This window comes from Ruegeria sp. HKCCD7181 (assembly GCF_057221055.1).
Genome location: NZ_JBWVBC010000022.1, coordinates 1 through 17,745, shown reverse-complemented (window position 1 = coordinate 17,745; position 17,745 = coordinate 1). Strand labels below are relative to the sequence as shown.

At 53.4% G+C, this 17,745-nt stretch carries 12 protein-coding genes and 2 pseudogenes; 8 read left to right on the top strand and 6 right to left on the bottom strand.

Annotated features, from left to right (window positions below; translation table 11 throughout):
• Positions 1 to 132 precede the first annotated feature (132 nt).
• Positions 133 to 810 (top strand): SMP-30/gluconolactonase/LRE family protein, encoded by a 678-nt coding sequence (locus AC2TCY_RS22550; RefSeq protein ID WP_480850948.1) that lies wholly within the window; start codon positions 133 to 135, stop codon positions 808 to 810.
• Positions 811 to 898: 88 nt separating this feature from the next.
• Here the strand turns inward: AC2TCY_RS22550 and AC2TCY_RS22545 are convergent.
• From AC2TCY_RS22545 to AC2TCY_RS22520, 6 genes and pseudogenes are all read right to left on the bottom strand, one after another.
• Positions 899 to 1,357: pseudogene (locus AC2TCY_RS22545) on the bottom strand (ISKra4 family transposase); the annotation flags it as partial.
• Between the two features lie 87 nt (positions 1,358 to 1,444).
• Positions 1,445 to 1,690, bottom strand: a complete 246-nt coding sequence (locus tag AC2TCY_RS22540) for a hypothetical protein (RefSeq protein ID WP_480850947.1) — start codon at positions 1,688 to 1,690, stop codon at positions 1,445 to 1,447.
• A 151-nt stretch (positions 1,691 to 1,841) separates the two neighbouring features.
• A pseudogene (locus tag AC2TCY_RS22535) lies at positions 1,842 to 2,521 on the bottom strand (IS6 family transposase).
• A gap of 168 nt (positions 2,522 to 2,689) precedes the next feature.
• On the bottom strand, positions 2,690 to 3,850 hold the full coding sequence (locus AC2TCY_RS22530) for an MBL fold metallo-hydrolase (RefSeq protein ID WP_480850945.1): 1,161 nt from the start codon (positions 3,848 to 3,850) through the stop codon (positions 2,690 to 2,692).
• A 97-nt stretch (positions 3,851 to 3,947) separates the two neighbouring features.
• The gene (locus AC2TCY_RS22525; RefSeq protein ID WP_480850944.1) at positions 3,948 to 4,541 is read right to left on the bottom strand and encodes a hypothetical protein; all 594 of its coding nucleotides are present in this window, start codon (positions 4,539 to 4,541) and stop codon (positions 3,948 to 3,950) included.
• 75 nt (positions 4,542 to 4,616) lie between these two features.
• Positions 4,617 to 4,895, bottom strand: coding sequence for a hypothetical protein (locus tag AC2TCY_RS22520; RefSeq protein ID WP_480850942.1), 279 nt, complete (start codon positions 4,893 to 4,895; stop codon positions 4,617 to 4,619).
• 219 nt (positions 4,896 to 5,114) lie between these two features.
• Here AC2TCY_RS22520 and AC2TCY_RS22515 point away from each other — a divergent pair, with 219 nt between their 5' ends.
• The 7 genes from AC2TCY_RS22515 (at position 5,115) to AC2TCY_RS22485 (ending at position 17,465) form a co-directional block, all read left to right on the top strand.
• Complete coding sequence (locus AC2TCY_RS22515; RefSeq protein WP_480850940.1) at positions 5,115 to 6,911, top strand: tetratricopeptide repeat protein; 1,797 nt, start codon at positions 5,115 to 5,117, stop codon at positions 6,909 to 6,911.
• An 837-nt stretch (positions 6,912 to 7,748) separates the two neighbouring features.
• On the top strand, positions 7,749 to 8,852 hold the full coding sequence (locus tag AC2TCY_RS22510; RefSeq protein WP_480850938.1) for a branched-chain amino acid ABC transporter substrate-binding protein: 1,104 nt from the start codon (positions 7,749 to 7,751) through the stop codon (positions 8,850 to 8,852).
• 83 nt (positions 8,853 to 8,935) lie between these two features.
• Positions 8,936 to 12,106 (top strand): response regulator, encoded by a 3,171-nt coding sequence (locus tag AC2TCY_RS22505; protein WP_480850936.1) that lies wholly within the window; start codon positions 8,936 to 8,938, stop codon positions 12,104 to 12,106.
• Positions 12,103 to 12,480 carry a response regulator gene (locus AC2TCY_RS22500; RefSeq protein ID WP_480850934.1) on the top strand — a complete coding sequence of 126 codons (378 nt, stop codon included), beginning with the start codon at positions 12,103 to 12,105 and terminating at the stop codon, positions 12,478 to 12,480. Before AC2TCY_RS22505 ends, AC2TCY_RS22500 begins: the two co-directional genes overlap by 4 nt.
• On the top strand, positions 12,477 to 13,514 hold the full coding sequence (locus tag AC2TCY_RS22495) for an adenylate/guanylate cyclase domain-containing protein (protein ID WP_480850933.1): 1,038 nt from the start codon (positions 12,477 to 12,479) through the stop codon (positions 13,512 to 13,514). The genes AC2TCY_RS22500 and AC2TCY_RS22495 overlap by 4 nt, the downstream gene beginning before the upstream one ends.
• A 358-nt stretch (positions 13,515 to 13,872) precedes the next feature.
• Positions 13,873 to 15,117 (top strand): adenylate/guanylate cyclase domain-containing protein, encoded by a 1,245-nt coding sequence (locus tag AC2TCY_RS22490; protein ID WP_480850932.1) that lies wholly within the window; start codon positions 13,873 to 13,875, stop codon positions 15,115 to 15,117.
• A gap of 449 nt (positions 15,118 to 15,566) precedes the next feature.
• Complete coding sequence (locus AC2TCY_RS22485; RefSeq protein ID WP_480850931.1) at positions 15,567 to 17,465, top strand: DUF3604 domain-containing protein; 1,899 nt, start codon at positions 15,567 to 15,569, stop codon at positions 17,463 to 17,465.
• The last annotated feature ends 280 nt before the right edge of the window (positions 17,466 to 17,745 follow it).

Here is a 17,745-nt window from a genome sequence, read left to right as displayed (position 1 = left end):
ACAGCGTAGGCGATGATCTCACGCGGGAAACGAAAGCCCTTCAGGCGCGGCATTTTGGGCGGTATATTCATGCGTAACGCGTAACCTGTTCACAACGCGCAGACAACTTGGCAATGCCGCACCAATGGCATTTTGCGCCCGCTGGGCCCTGCCCCGAACTTTACGTCGGGCTGGATCGAACGCGTCGATCCAACCACTGGCAAGACCGAACGCCTGCTCGATGTGGTCGACGGGATCTCTCTGACCGGTCCAAATGACATTGTGTTCGATCGAAGCGGCGGTTTCTGGTTCACGGATCACGGAAAAAAATATGAGCGTCATATGGACCTTGGCGCCGTCATTCGGGTGACAGGTGACAAGGCCGAGCAGATGGCCTTCCCTCTTTTGGGCCCCAACGGCATCGGTCTCTCACCAACCGAAGACGAACTATATGTGGCAGAAACCGCGACAGGCCGGGTTTGGGCCCATCCTGTTGCTGCCGACGGCCAGCTTGAGAAAGGGGATTGGCAATCTCCAACTGGTGGTCGGCTCGTCTGCGGGCTACCAGGCTTTCAACGCTACGACTCTCTGGCGGTTGAGGAAAACGGAACCATCTCGGTGGCCTGCCTCCGCACCGGAGGGATAACGTCAGTGCAGCCAGACGGCACGTTGGTCAGGCGGATAGATCTACCCGATCCATACACGACCAACATCTGTTTCGGTGGTCGGGATATGCGAACCGCCTTCATTACGCTGTCCGGACGTGGTCAACTCATTTCGGTTCGCTGGCCAACTGCGGGCCTCAAACCAAATTTCTGGGATCGTGTATAGCGCGCATGCCGACGTCGCTGAGTTTTGGCTACTCCCCTTTGTCCTGAGGCAGGACCAAGTCACCTTGTGAGCTGGCAAAACTAGGTGGCTATGCGGCGTGCTTTGAAATAGTCAACCTACCGTCCAGTACAGCGGCCCTCGTAAGAGCAACACGATGTGCACCTGGCGGGGACCATCTCATGCGTCGCCTTTTGCCCATTCGAGCGTTTCTGATGTCATCGACGCAACCTTCCACACGAGATGACGCGCTCGCAAGGCCGTTTCGATGCCGATGACCATAATCCACCAGTGCGTTAAGATTACTGGAAAGGTAGGTATAGAGTACATTGCACCGGGCTTTGACACGTTTGGCTGCTCCCTTTAAGTCTTTGGTCTCGGCGCGCAAACGATCGCAGTCAAATGTGAGAACCTTCAGAATTGTACCTGCGGTCATCACTTTGCCAGGCCACAAGTACCACCGCAACGTTTCTGCCGGTTTTTCAAAGAGTCGAGGAAGGTTCTCAAAGCCATTTGCATGGAGAAGTCCTTGCACCGCGTTTTCGATATTGTCACTGTGCCCTTAATTACTGGACGCAGATGCATGTCTGAGACATTTGACCCGAATTTGTGCCCTTAATTCTCGGATATCCACAAGCTAGCGGCGGCTTTTCTCGTGGGTGCGATCCGCACATCGGAGCAACTCCGCACGGTCTGCATTTACACCGAGTTGTTCGATTGCTTTTTTCGCCGCCGCCAGAAAATCGGGTTTCGTTGTGTAGTCGGATTTTCGTGCTGGGAAATAGGCCTTCTGAATTCTGGGATCATCTTTCGCCGGGCTCGGCGAACTGCATGAAAGGTGAACCAGTTGATCCAATAAATTGCGCTGACCAGGGAATGCCATGCGTAGCCTTTCTCCTGTGATAGGATCACGACGCATCGCAATAGATACGGCCACCAATGGTCGCGTCATCAATAGGTGAACAGCAGCGAGCATAGCAGGTTTTGTTGCAAAGATTTGGGCCCGTTGAGTTGTTTCAGCAATCGCTTGTGAGTCAGGTGGCGAGCTCAGCGAACTGCTGAAATGGACAGAGTCCGGGCGTGAGTTGGCCCTTGCGGATCATGTGCGATACTTCGATTCCGTTGAGTGTTGCCACCGCTGAAGCGAAGGCCTTGAACCCCAGCAATGGCCGCGTGCGTCTCTTGATGAAACGGTGGTCCTGTTCCACGATATTGTTCAAGTGTTTCCGCCTCACCTTCTCAAATGGGATCGGGCAGCCAAAGCCTTTGAGCATTTTTTGTTGATGGCCTGGATGCCGGCGGTGTTGGCTCGCTTTTGTCGATCACAATTTTCCTCGGCAATCCATTTGCCTCCAACATCCTAGCGAAAAACTTGGTGGCGGCTGGTTTGTTTCGACGTCGTGAAAGCATGAAATTAAGGGTCTTGCCGTTTTTGTCGACAGCTCGATAGAGGTAAACCCACGCGCCTTTAACTTTGATGTAATTTTCGTCCATTCTCCACGAACGATCACATTGCGCTTTTTGACGGCGCGCTGTTTCAGCGATCGCGTCGGAATATCGTGTAAGCCACCGGTTCAACGTAGCGTGATCGACAGAAATGCCGCTCGGCCATGATTTCTTCCAGGTCTCGATAAGAAACACCGTAGCGGACGTAAAAGAAGACCGCGAACAGGATCACATCCTTCAGATACTGCGCACCTTGGAAAGAAATCATAGACCTGCCTTTAACTGGATAATGCCGTTCGCCACACAGGCGCCAACGCCACGAAGGTCAATGGCCAAAAGTTTGCAACAAATCCGATCACGTCTGTGATCAAAGGTTTCACTTCGGTACTATTAGCGGAAAAGCCCGGCAGGGCTTTCCCTTAGACTGGCCGTCCGTTCAGTAGATGTCGCCGTCTTCGGCCATGAGGATGTTCGTGACGCCTGCATCCTGCATTTCCTTCAAGACACTTAGACGGTCGAAATGCTCGGGGTCATTGTAGTTTTGGACGTGCGTCATGACGATCTGTTTGACGCCACTGTCGTCCTGAACTTTTTTCATGTCCTCTGGAAACATGTGATAGGCACCAATGATCTTCACTTTTTCGTCTTCCGTGTCGCCACCCCAGACCACGAACATGATGTTCTTTCTCGTTATGCTTTCAATAACCAGAACGTCAGCGTCTTTTGCGGCGTTGACAAGACCTTCAGAATAGTGCCCGTCGCCTCCAAACGCGACTACGCGCCCGTCCGACTTGGCCGTGAACCGATAAGCGTAGGTATGATGAAGAAAACCGTGCTCTGTTGGGAATGCTTCGACCGTAACGTTGTCGTCCTCGTAGATTAACCGTCCTTTCGGATCTGTCGATGGCCAGACCGGCACGCCAATTGCAGTTGCCCCGTCGGCTTTCTGGGTTGTCGAGCCCTGGAACATTTCGTTCCTGTCGAGCCGCCAAGCGGCGTTGATATTGGCAATCATCTCGTCAACGCCCGCGGGTCCATATATCTTCTTGTCGGGGCCGGGGCCAAACTTAAACGGACCTGAAATAAACGATGGCAACCCCACCGTGTGATCTTCGTGCAGATGGGTCAGGAACATGTACTTGATGTTCTGAAGATCAAAAACGGTTGCCAGGTCCATTGACCCCTGGGAAAGGACGGCCTTTCCGAGTGACCTGAACCAGCCTTCGCCAGCATCTACGAAATATGGAAAACCGTTTATGATCACTGCGTGAGCAGGACCAAAACGGTAGGGATTGGGAGGCGGGTCGCCGGTTCCAAGCGTGATCACTTTGGTTGAGGAATCCGCTGGCGACCGGTCAATCGGCCCACGTGGGAAGTTGGTCGGCCAGTAGGCCGGACTCGTATAGGGTGTTTGGAAATTTTCGGGTTTTACGAAGGGAACGTTCAGATAGTTCTGTTCCGTTTCCGCGGCACCCGCAGCAAGATTTTCCTCATAAGACTGAGACCAGGCGGCGGTACACAACGCGGCGCTGGCTGCAAATGCGAAAGTCGTTCCTAGGACCAGCTTCCGCTGGTAGTTGCCAAGAATTGAAAACATCACTTCCTCCATAATTTCCGTTATTTTTCGTTTGGGCTGCGAACTCGGTTTCCTTGATGTCAGTTGCCTTTTAGAAGTCCTGAATTTTCATCGCGGTTCAGTTGCACACGAGGCCGGGTCCGCAGTTGCAAAGATCGTTCGGGTTATCGAGATTGTCGGCGTTACAATGACGAACTTCGCGACGCTCGTGACGACGGTGCACGCCCGCCACCGAACCGGGGGACATTGGACGACCGAAATGATCAATAAACAACGTGCCCGGACCTGTGGTTTGCGGAATTTTGCCCGAGATCACCTTGACGCCGGGATACGTCATTGTTCCCGACCCGCTCTCTGGGCGTTGCGACAATTCCACGACAACGTCGACGGGCTGCTCGCCGTCCGCAACTATGGTCAGTAAAGCGTTGGGCGGGTCCACGGCAAAGCTGTCGTCGCCTTCGGACACCATGTCCAGAAAGCCCTGTATGCTCAGCACACCCGCATATCGGACCGGCCGGTCGCAAAAGAACGTGATGTTCGGGCTGACATTTTCCATGGTAATCGTGTCACCGGTCATCGACACAGAACCGGCATTGTGCACGAACAGCGCTTTGCATTCTTCGTTGCCACCGTCCTGTGCGTGAACGGCGGACATGAGGCCGATCACGATTGGAAATGCTACGAGAAGCGATTTGCAGGTTTGTTTTGTCATTCCCGTCTCCTTGCGTGCGTGAATTCAGGCCACGGTGTCGGGCAAGCTGCCAGTTTAGGCGATCACCATGTTGCATCATTGATGACCCTGTGCCTTGGATCCGGCCGTGGCCCGGTTGACGTATTCCATCAATTCGAGCCTCAGATCCTCGCAGATCTGTTGAAACTCGGCCGCTCGGGCCTGCCCGCGTTCTCGCTGGGCTTCAAAACTGTGGAGCGCTGTCAGCGCCTCGCCGAAATCACGGCAAATGGCCTGGAATTTTGGATCGCTCCGCGTCAAAGACACGATTGTGAACTCATCGTTGGGCGATTGTTTCACCAGTTCCGAACATCCGGCAGCAAGATAGTCTGTCACTTGCTCCCCCCCCGCAAAAAGCCATTGGCCGTCAGTGAGAAAATCTTTCCAGCGTTACATCTGTTCAGACACACCCCGGAGACACCAGACTATCAGCTGAGACCAACAGACCGCAGTAGAGAACATGTTCGGAACGTGTAATAAACATTAAAAATGCTGTAGTTTGAATGTAATGCTGGACGGAACTCGACTTAACCGAATACTGTCTGAATAGAGTGGATGGACCGAAAAAAACCAACATATGCTTCATTGGAAAGCGAGATTTCCGAGCAGAAGTCAACGCCGTCTCAGGAGAAGGTGGCAATAACCGAGCAGCTCGCCCGTATGTTCGAAAGCTCTCAGTTTGGCGCAAATGATCGTCGCAGGGCGTTCCTCAAATACATCGTTGAAGAAACACTGGCCGGACGTGCCGATCGGTTGAAGGGGTACTCGATTGGCGTTTCTGTCCTGGGTCGCCCCGAGGATTTCGACGCGACATCTGATCCAGTTGTGCGTTTGGAGGCGCGCCGGTTGCGACGTGAACTGGAGCATTATTATCTCACGGATGGACGCAACGACTCATTGGTGATCACCGTTCCCAAAGGTTCATACGTGCCTTCGTTTGAATTCCGGGATGCGTCCCCGGCACCTGCAAATGCACCGGAACGGAACATCGTGTCCGGAAAGCCAGACTTGCGAGCCCCAAACTGGCTTTTGCTTTCTCTGTTAACACTCTTAATCGCAATCAGTGGATATTTGCTGTTTCAAAGTTTCAGAACCGAGAACCCGTTTACAGATCGGGCAACGACGGGCACTGAATTGTGGGGAGATCTGCCAGTCGTTGCCGTAATGCCCTTCAATCCTTTGGGAAACAGTGCGGTGACTTCCGTGGCGGCTAGGGGGATTGCGGAAGATATCACAACCGACTTGGCACGGGTGCAGGGATTGCGCGTGATCTCGTACGCGTCGACCGCTGGGTTATCCGACACATCCATCGATCTGATTGACGAGGGACGAAAACTGGGTGCGACACATGTTTTGCGAGGGAGCCTACAGTCCATGACAGATGGCTATCGGCTCAACATCGGTCTTGTCGATGTGGACAGCCGAAGCGAAATCTGGGCCAAGCGGTTCGACTACAAAACAACGGACCGGTTCGTTACGCAGACGGAAATTTCGCGAGAGATTAGCGCAACGTTCTCTATCGAACTTTTTCCGGAACTGACTTCGCGGATTGAGGATGCGCGCTGGACGCGCCGGGATGCCAGAATCCTGTATCAGCAGGCGCTGGACATCATTCACCCGCCAAGCGACCCATCGAGGTTCGACGCTGCACAAGCCTTGTTGCAGCGTGTGGTGCGGCTGGAACCGGATGCGCCACACGGGCATGCGGGACTAGCGTTTGCGGAATCTCACCGTACTTGGTTTGGACTGGCTCCGAACACGGATGAAATGCGCGATGTGATAAAACAACACGCCGATATCGCGTTGGAAATGGACCCGGCAAACGTTCGTGCGCTTTTGTCGTTGGGCATTCTTGAAATATTGAAAGGTAATCCTCAGCCGGCAATCGAATTCGGAGAGCACGCGGTAGAAAAAGAGCCGAGTTCCAGTCTGGCTCAGGCCTATTTGGGAATGTTCCTGTTGTATGCGGGGAAACCGGATCAGGCAATCACGCCGTTGAATCGGTCTCTGAGCCTGGACCCTCTCAATGTCCGGCGGCCCTACAGAAATATACTAGGTGTTTCACTATTCCATGCCGGACAATACCACGAGAGCGTGAACACACTGCAAGAGAACCTGGATCTCGGTGGACCGTTTGGCCCACACATGATGGTTTATCAGGCAGCAGGCAATGCTGCGCTCGGGCAATTCGACGAGGAAATGAAAATCCTTCAAGGCCTCTCAGCCATGATCGCCGAAGGTGAGACCTTTCCACTCAGATGGTGGCTGGAAAGGGTGATTTACGATCCGAAAATGATGCAGCCGTTATTGGAAGAGTACGAAAAGGCCAAATCGCTGGCCGACACTCGATAACGACCAGCGGTTACCGGCTCTGATCGAATTAAGAGCACTCGCATTTGTTCAAGTTCGCTTGCAATTTTTATACGTCGCAGCCAGGGATCGGTTCCGTTGCAAAGTTTGCGGTTGTTCGGAATCCCGCTTTTGTGCCGACGGGTTAGGCGGCCATTTCTGCGAACTGTAGAAATGGACAGAGTCCGGGAGTGAATTGACCTTTGCGGATTATATGCGCGATTTCGATACCTGAACGGATAATTGAGGCGGGACACAATGGAGAGAGAGGTCTGTATCGAGACTTACCCCGTCCTCTTTAGGAACACGGTTCGCGCGCCACCTTTCGGTCGCCCTACATTTTCGCAGTCAACGACTTTCTCGGATTTGAAATCGGTACGGTGTTGAGCTTGAGGATGCACTTGCCATAGCAGAGGCAATTGAAATCTGAATACTACGGGCCGCTTTCGTTGGCGGCCCAGAGCCGCCATCCAGCACATGGCACGAATACTGCGGTTGCAGCCCGTATTCCTGCCGTTCGCTGCGTCCGCGAAATATGCGGTGGGTCGAAGTCACACTGTGCGCTAAAAGCCGACGTTGGCAAACACTCGTCGTACGTCCTCATTCGATGTAAAGCGGACTAGCGCCTTAACGTGAACTAATACTGCTTGCCTTATAATTGAAACCCTCATGGATCGCACATGATAAAATAGATATCCGAAGAGTAACTTATTGAATTAATTAACGCATTTACTCCTCACTTACCAATCAGTTGTTGGTAAGGCCACAAAATTGTATAGTGACCTAGCCTACCAACGGGCACTGGCAGAGTGCCGAGGTAGCTGGATTGGGAGGGACAAGATGCAATTGTTTCACACTCTCGTTGCCGCTTTTGGCATGTCGACCCTAGCGCTTGTCGTCCCTGCGAACGCGGAAATCCGTATCGGTTCTGGAGCTCCTCTTTCCGGGCAATATGCGTGGGGTGGAGAACAGTATCGAATTGGTGCCGACTTTGCGCTTCGGAAAATAAATGAAAACGGCGGGGTTTTGGGAGAACAGGTTCGGCTTGTTCTTGGAGACGATGCGGCAGACCCAGATCAGGCGGTTGCTGTTGCCAAAAAATTCGTAAGTGATGATGTGGTCTTCGTTGTCGGCCATTGGTCGTCCGGCGCATCGATACCGGCGTCCAAAATCTATGACGAAGCAGGAATATTGATGATTTCGCCGTCTGCCACAAACACCAAGCTAACTGATGAAGGCGGGCCTGGAATATTTCGTATTTGCGGTCGGGACGATCGGCAAGGTGCAGTGGTCGGCGACTACATGGCCAAACATTGGCCAGAGAAACGAATATCCATTTTGCATGATGGCGGGGCTTACGGCCAAGGACTTGCCGAAGAGACCAAAAAACGCATCAATGAGCTCGGCTTGACCGAGGTGATGTTCGAAGGTTTTGCAACTGGGGAGGTTAACTATTCCCCCCTCGTTGATCGTATTCGGGCTGCTGAAACTGATATTCTTTTCGTCGGCGGGTATCCTGCCGAAGCGGGTCTTATCCTGCGTGAAGCCAGGGACCAAGGTGATGACCTTCAGTTCGTATCCGGCGACTCCCTTTCAACTGCGGATTATTGGCTGATCACTGGCGATGCCGGTGAGGGAACCATGTTTACCTTTTTTCCGGACCCCCGCTACGATCCCAAAAATGCGGCTCTGGTCGAAGAGTTCCGAAATGGCGGCATCGAGCCGGATGGGTATACGCTATATGCTTACGCCGCTGTCGAAGTTTGGGCGCAAGCGGTGGAAAAAGCCGGAACGCTCGAGTTGGATGTCGTAATCGCCTCTCTGAGAGAAAATGAGTTCGACACCGTTTTGGGGACGCTTCGGTTCGACGAGAATGGCGACATCACGGACCCAGGGTTTTCCTGGTACACATGGAAAGGAGGGGAGTACGTGCCATTGCAATAGCGCTATGTAATTAGGGGGTAATGACATTTTGCTACCACGCAATGAATATATTGAGGTAATTGGCCGACCGCTCGGGTGCCTACATGTTTGACAGCTTAGGGGTCCGGTGGCGTCTTCTCATAGCATTTTTTGGGATTAGCGCCTTTGCAGTGCTCGCGGCTGCTGCTGCGGTTTACTCGTTTCTGGCGATCGGAAAGACCATGGATCACATCACGCAGCAACGTGTGCCAGCTGCGCTTGGATCTCTGGAGCTTTCCCGAGAAGCTGACCGGATCGTCGCGGCCGCACCAGCACTGCTGGCTGTGTCTACCGATGCTCAACGTACGGAGCTGACCGGGGCGATCAGCGCAGGCGTCGGTAATCTCAATAAAATGGTTGCGGATTTGAAATCCCGGGAATCCGACGATTCCAACCTAGAGGAAATCGAGGCGGCAGTGACGCGCCTTGGAGAAAACCTTTCGGCGCTCGACATTCTGGTGGGCGATAGATTGGCTGTGACTGATCAAAAGAGCGAAATCCTCACCCGTCTGTCGATCACAAACAAAGGGGCGCAGCGGGCACTTACTCCGGGGATCTCGGTCATGGACGCTAAACTGTCTCAATTGCGAAGCGCCATTGATAATCCTGACTTGACCGAAGATGAGCGTGAGGCGGCAATGAATGAGCTGACGCGCAGTGTTGCCGAGGCCTTGCCGCTGCAGAAATTCCAAGTGGAAGTATCCGCGATCAACGACAATCTGATACTAGCGGCATCGGCCCTTTCCCGCGCAGACGTGGACTTGATTGCATTCCCCTTGGAAAAGTCATTGGAGGCGCTCAACCGGCTGTCTGGCGAGTTGCCGACATTTCAGCGCCGGTTTTTGCTGCCGAGGATAATGGAGTTCGAAGAGCTTGCATTCGGCGACAAAAGCGTTTTGCAAGCGCGCACAGAAGAACTTGACTTGATTGTCAGGGGCGAGGCTTTGATTGCCCAAAATGCAGCGCTGTCTCAACAGTTGACGCAGGCTGTGGACGGCCTGCTTGCGCATGCAAGAGATGACATTGCCAGCGCGAATGCCGAGGCCGGTTCGGTACAGCAAGTCAGCACATATGTTATGATTGCTGTTGTGGTGTTGAGTTTGGTCAGCTCCACACTGATCGTCTGGCGCTATGTAGGACGCAACTTGATCGCGCGACTTACCGGATTAAGCGATAGCATGTTGGCGATCGCAGGTGGAAATTTGCGCGCGCCACTGCCAGCAACCACAGGCAATGACGAAATCGCCCGAATGGCCGAGGCGCTATCCGTATTCCGGGATACGGCAATCGAAATCGAGGAAAACAACCTGCGCGAAATTGAGGTGGCACGTCGCAGGTTAGTTGACGCGATTGAAAATTCTTCGGACGGATTCGCGTTCTATGATGCAAATGAGAAGCTGGTTCTTTGCAATAACCGATACAAGGAACTGCTATATCCAGAGATTGAAGTCACCATAGAGCCAGGAATGTCGTTCGAGTCGATTATTCGCAGTTCGGCCAAAGTCGGACTGATCGTCAATGCGCAGGACAGGATCGAAGAGTGGGTCGAAGAGCGCATCGCCTCGCACAGAAACCCCAAAGAGGCGCTGGTGCAGCAACGGCGCGACGGTCGCTGGATTATGATCAACGAGCGCAAGACCAGCGATGGTGGTACGGTTGCCGTCTACACTGATATCACCGAGCTTAAGCAGCGCGAACGGGATGCAGAAGAAGCAAACCGGGCCAAGAGCCAGTTCCTGGCCAACATGAGCCATGAACTGCGAACGCCCTTGAATGCCGTGATCGGTATCACCGAAATGTTGGAAGAAGATGCCGAAGATCTGGGGCAAGACGATTTCATCGAACCGCTGCAGCGGATTTCGCGGGCGGGAAAGCACCTTCTCGAGCTAATCAACGAGATCCTTGATCTTTCCAAAATCGAAGCGGGCAAACTTGATCTCAACCTAGAGGAATTCGATTTGGTTGCGTTGCTGCAAGACACAGTCGCGACAACGAAGGGTCTTGCGGAAAAGAATGGCAACGTGTTGGAGGCCCACTGCCCGGATGAGCCGGAGAAAATGTTCGCCGACATGACGCGGGTTCGTCAGGTTATTCTGAACTTGTTGAGCAATGCCTGCAAATTCACGGAGAACGGCAAAATTTCCGTCCGCGCCGCCAAGTCCGTGATCGATGACCGTCCCTGGCTGGTTCTGGATGTGTCCGACACAGGGATCGGGCTGACACAAGAACAGATCGGGAAGTTGTTCGAGGACTTTTCTCAGGCGGACAGTTCAACTACGCGCAAATACGGTGGCACTGGCCTGGGACTTTCTATCAGTAGGCGGCTGTGCCAAATGATGGGGGGCGACATTTCTGTTGAAAGCGCAGTTGGCGAAGGTACTACTTTCACTGTCAGGTTGCCGTTCAGGGTCGAAGGTCAATCAGCTGTCCGCATTCCTGACAGAGATCTCAAGCCATCCTTGAAGGATCAGTTAAGCGTATATTCGGGCACAGTCCTTGTGGTTGATGACGACGACACCACACGCGAGTTAATGCGCGTTTTTCTCGCCAAGGAAGGTTTTGATGTTGTTACGGCTGCTGATGGCAAAGAAGCTCTGAAACTGGCGCGCAAAATTCGGCCGTCAGTAATCACACTAGACGTTTTGATGCCCGCGCCGAACGGCTGGGACGTCCTTGCAGAGCTCAAGGCGGACGAAACCCTAGCCGACATACCTGTTATCATGCTGACAATGTTGGACGAAGCGCGCAAAGGTTATGGGCTTGGCGCCTCAGAGTATATGGTCAAGCCGCTGGACCGGGATAAACTCAGGGAAACGCTGAACCGTTTCCGTCCCAAAGAAGGGGCTCCGCTAGTCCTTCTCGTTGAAGATGATGAAACAACACGCGCATGGTTGAGAGGTTGCTTGATAAACGAAGGGTGGCGCGTAACCGAAGGAGAAAACGGACGCGTTGCTCTGAACTTGATCACTGACGAAACACCGGACTTGATCCTGCTGGACTTGATGATGCCGGAGATGGACGGCTTCGAATTTCTGGAGGCGTTTCGCACTATTCCTAACCGCAAGAACATTCCGGTGATCGTCATAACGGCTGCAGATCTATCGAACGAAGATCGCTGTCGGCTGACCGATGGCGTTGAGAAAATTCTCGAAAAAAGTTCGATAAGCTGTGACATGCTGCTGGCGGAAGTCGGCGGTTTCGTAAAGCGTGTGACCGGTGAGGGAATTCGGCCATGACCAAAATTCTTTATGTCGAAGATAACGATGACAACATCTTTATGCTGACACGACGGCTGAGCAAAAAAGGGTATGATGTACTAGTCGCTACAGACGGAGCTGCAGGAATAGAAATGGCGCGCACCGAGTTCCCGGCACTTGTCCTCATGGACTTGAACCTTCCGGTTCTGGACGGTTGGGAGGCAACACGGCAGCTTAAAGCTGCTCCAGAAACGGGCAACATTCCTGTTATAGCTCTTTCCGCTTTCGCAATGGCTGGTGATCGGGACCGGGCATTGGACGCTGGTTGCGACGATTATGTGTCGAAGCCAATCGATTTTGATCTGCTCTACCGGAAGATTAGTTCGATCCTGTCCGGCCGATCGATGCCATGAGCCCTGATGCACCTGCAATTCTTGTTGTCGATGACAATGAGGACAATCGGTACACCCTGACAAGGCGCCTGAAGCGTGAAGGGTATTCCAACCTTGTTGAAGCCCACGACGGGCATGAAGCGCTGGAAAAACTGTCTCAAAACTCATTCGATTTGGTTCTTCTGGATATCATGATGCCTGGTATGAATGGGTTCGAAGCCTTGGAATGCATGAAATCGGACATGGTATTGCGCGACATACCCGTCATCATGATTTCGGCGGTCGACGAAGTTGAAAGCGTCGTTCGTTGCATCGAACTTGGCGCAGAAGACCACTTACCCAAACCCTTCAACGCGGCACTTCTGCGTGCCAGGATTTCTGCCAGTCTTGAAAAAAAACGCCTGAGGGATCAGCAGGAATCGTATCTTCGGCAAATTGAGATTGAGAAAAATCGAGCGGACGAATTGCTTCATGCGACCCTTCCAAACGCTGCCGTTCACGAATTGAAATCGACCAACACGGTGCGACCGAGACGTTTCGAAGATGTGGTGGTTTTGTTTTGCGACGTGGTCGGGTTTACCCAATATTGCGACAGACATGCGCCGGAAGAGGTGGTGTCGCATTTACAGGAAATGGTGAATACATGTGAGCAAATCACCGCACGTCATGGACTAGAAAAAATCAAGACTATAGGCGATGCATACATGGCAACCGCAGGTTTGCTGCACTATGTTGAAAACCCGGCTGACGCGAGCGTAAGCGCAGGACTTGAGATGATTTCAGCAGTCAAAAACCTCGAAGCATCTTGGGATCTGCGTGTTGGAATTCACATCGGGCCAGTAGTAGCCGGCGTTATTGGTAGCAAGCAGTTTGTATTCGACCTATGGGGCGACACGGTGAATGTCGCATCTAGAATTGTCGCAGAATCTGAACCCTCTAACGTCCTTGTCAGCGCCCCAGTTTGGCGCCTGATCCAGGGCAGATTCCGTGGCAAGTCGATGGGACAAGTGGAATTGAAAGGAAAGGGAGCACTCGAGTTGGTCCAGTGCAAATGAGGGCGTTCGTCTTGGACTGTCAGAGAATGTTGGCAACGTTCGCTTCCTGCGCAACTTCGACATTCGCCTCGGTTGCAGTATCGGTCGATATGGGCTCAAACCAGCCGATCTCCCTTCTGCGGCTGCCATGTGAGCGTCTTTCAGGCCCTGGTGGCGAGGTCGGCCCGTAGCCGACCTTGGGGTAGAGGGGTGAAACTGGTTGTTTAGCGCACCAAGCTAGGAGACAATAGCAGTGCTGTGATACAAAAGGACTGAACGCTCGGTACAACGCTCCCTGCGCTCATTGTGTCTAATCAGTCTAAGGTCTCAGTACCGAGCTGGTTCAATACGCTTTTTTTAGACAAGAAAGTGTCTCAGGATGATTGAGTTCAGCAGGTCTCCACTTTTAGATAGCGTTGCTGCTTGGCTGATGGGGTGCGGTCTTCGCGATACTAAGGCCGAGGATGTGGTGCAGGGCTTTGGCAACCGTCTGGTTTCCGCTGGTGTCCCTGTAGCTCGGATCAACGTCGGGGGCATGGTCCTGCACCCAATTTTTGGCGCCTTGAATGTGCTTTGGACGGTCCGCGACGACCAAGCCAAGGCCGAACTAACGCCCAGAGACCAGCTTGCGACACCTGGATTCCGCAATACACCTTTTTTCGATTTGGCGCATAACGGCGGTTCCTATAGGCGTTACAAATTGGAGGATGGGTCGGTCGAGACCAGTTTTCCGATCCTGGAAGACCTTCGTTCAGATGGTGCAACGGATTATCTGGTTCAATTTGAAAGCTATCATCGCGATGACGCTAGCCGCTGGTCGGATTTTCCGCCTGGAATGGAGGGCGTTATGATGTCGATTTCCACACGACGTATCGGCGGATTTAGCGACTCTGAAATCAACTATATCCGAGCACTCATGCCTGCCCTTGCGCTGGTTATAAAAAACGCTCAATCGCGCATTCTTGCGCAAGGTCTCATGGATGCCTACCTAGGAAGCTACTCTGGAAACCGTGTCCTGGATGGCGTAATCGAGCGCGGTGATGGAGGGGCAATCGACTGCATTTTGTTTTATTGCGACCTTAGAAACTCCAGTCGGATGGCAGAAGACATGCCATTGAATAGATATCTTGCGTTAATTAACGACTATTTTGATTGCACGGCCGGGGCAGTAGAAGATCACGGCGGTGAAATCCTTAAATTTATCGGCGACGCGGTTATGGCAATCTTCCCAGTGGACGAAAAGTCGAGGCCGGCAGTCGACATGAGCCGTGCCGCATTGTCTTCAGTGTTGGAGTGCTTAGCTCGCGCGAGGGAAAAAAACATCATCTGGCAAAAGCACGGCGGCAGAATTGAATTTGGAATTGCCTTACATCGGGGTTCCGTAATGTATGGAAACGTCGGCACGGAACGTCGGCTGGATTTCACCACGATTGGCCCGGCGGTAAACCAAGTTAATCGGCTTGAGGGTCTGTGTAAGTCTCTAAAAACACCGTTGGTAATGTCCTCGGAATTCGCAGCGGATGTTGCAACGCGACTTGAGCCCTTGGGGCGACACCAGTTAGCAGGTATGTCACAATCAACACAGGTATTTACACTCCCAGAGTTCGCACCACCGGTCGATTAAAGTAGCTCAATCAATCGATCCAAATGAACGATTTATTTGATCTTAAGTTAGTCATTTCGGTTTTCTGCAACAAATTATGAACGACTGCTTTATCCCGCAACGCCGACATTTGCTGTGCACGCGAATCCGCAAGCTGACTGAAAGAGCAAGTTGCGGGACAAAGTTGACATTGCCTTCCGAAAAACGAATGACCACTTTTCGGCTAATCATTTTTATCGGGAAAGGCCCTCGCGAGTTAGGCAATAGCCCGCCTTGCAATAGGCTGGTCGCTGTCGACTGTCTGCCCCCAATGGTTAATGTGCGGCACTTTCGTTCAAACGTTGCAACGGCATAGCCCTATGGGCAGTTCGTTGTTACTCTCCAAGGCAGCGCCATTCAGCGACGACTATTGATGCTATGCGGCACCCGCACATCACCCTTAGATGCACCGCCATATGAGAGGAAACGCTATGAGATCAATGCTTTTGGCTTCCGCAGCGCTTCTTTGCGCAGCACCATCGTTTGCGCAAGAAATCTCACCACAGGAAAGCCAAACAGCAATTGGCGCTCCGGAATACTCCCCCTACTTACACCAAGCGAACCCTCGCCAAGTCTATTGGGGTGACACGCATCTGCACACATCCTACTCGACGGACGCTGGCATGATCGGCAACCGGCTTGGCCCGGACGACGCATTGCGTTTCGCAAAAGGCGAGATGGTCGTTGCGTCATTTGGCGAGCGCGCAAGGCTGGTAAGGCCACTGGATTTCCTGGTTATCGCCGATCATGCGGAGAACCTCGGACTGGCTCTTTTGATCGAGGAATCCAATGCCGATTTGCTGCGGATACCTTTTGGCCGGGAAGTCCACGATCTTGTCAAAGCCGGTGATCCCTGGGGCGCCTATGCCAGATGGGGGGAGGAAGGCATTGCGACAGGAACCGACCTGCTGCCCAATCCCGAACTGGTCGGTAACATGTGGGACCGGATAGTGGATGACGTCGACAGGCACAACGATCCGGGTGTCTTCACGGCATTCCATGGATTCGAGTGGACCTCTTCGCCGGACGCCAGAAACTTGCACCGTGTTGTCGTCTTCCGCGACGGCGCGGAAGAGGCCAGGCAGATCATTCCGTTCTCGACCTTCGACAGCACCGATCCCGAAGACCTTTGGAACTATCTGGAGCGCTACGAGGAACTGACAGGCGGTCAGGCGCTCGCCATTCCGCATAACGGCAATCTTTCCAACGGCCTTATGTTCGCCGTGGAGCGCATGAACGGCGAGCCGATAGACGCAGACTACGCCGCACGGCGTATGCGGTGGGAACCCCTTTACGAGGTGACCCAGATAAAGGGGGATGGAGAGGCGCACCCGCTCCTGTCGCCAAATGACGAGTTTGCCGACTACTACAACTGGGACAAGGGTGATTTTGGCTTCAATGCCAAAACCCCGGAGATGCTGGAGTTCGAATATGCGCGTTCCGCGCTCAAGGTCGGACTTGAGCAACAATCCCAGCTCGGTGTGAACCCGTTCAAATTCGGTATGGTTGGCGCAACGGATAGCCACACATCCCTGTCCACGACACGCGAGGAAAACTATTTCGGCAAGTTTTCGGGCGTTGAACCGGGGACGGAAGAAGAACGGTACGAAGACGTGGTTGTTACGGACAGGCGCGAAGGCAATGACGGTTCTATTACAATCCGCCATTGGGAGTCCCTTGCATCCGGTCTTCAAGGGGTCTGGGCTCGCGAAAACACCCGTGAAGCGCTATGGGACGCCATGGCGCGCAAGGAAACTTATGCGACGACAGGCACACGGATATCCGTTCGCGTCTTTGGCGGATGGGATTTCGAACCAGCTGACGTACATCTGCCGGATTTCGGCAATCAGGGATACATTCGCGGCGTCCCGATGGGCGGCGACCTGATCGCAGCAGCCGATGGTGCCGCGCCTCGGTTTGTCATCAGGGCGCTTCGCGACCCGGACGGTGCAAATCTCGACCGCGTCCAGATTGTCAAAGCCTGGCTCGACGACAATGGGGATGCGCAAGAGCGTGTCTTCGAGGTCGCGTGGGCGGGCGATCGGGCTGTTGATGCTGATGGGATGCTGGACCCCATTGGCTCAACCGTTGACGTTGAGAGCGCCACCTACACCAATGATATTGGTCGGGCGTACCTGGCAGGCCACTGGGAGGATCCGGACTTCGATCCTGCGCAGCCCGCGTTTTACTACGTTCGCGTTCTCGAAATCCCGACGCCAACCTGGCTGGCCTATGACCGCGTCCGTTTGGGGGCAGACGTGCCTGAAGAAGGACTTTTGATCCATCAGGAGCGGGCCTACACCTCACCCATTTGGTATACACCGGGCTGACGTCTGTTCGTTCTTGGGTGGAAGTTGGGCGGGACACTTTTTCCGCCCTTCTTCTATGGGGGAGGATCAATTCCGGTCTCCACCGCGTACATGCGAGCCAAATGGGCATTGCGGCGGATACCGATGGCCGATTAACACGGACCAATCGAGTTGGGATCGGTTGCTCGGTTAGCTGTGTGTTTCCAACTGGAATTCGCTCCGCCAGCCACTGGCGTCCGCTTTGGACCTATTCTGTTGAAAGGTTCTTCCTTGATTGAGGTGTAACTTGCTGATTCCATTC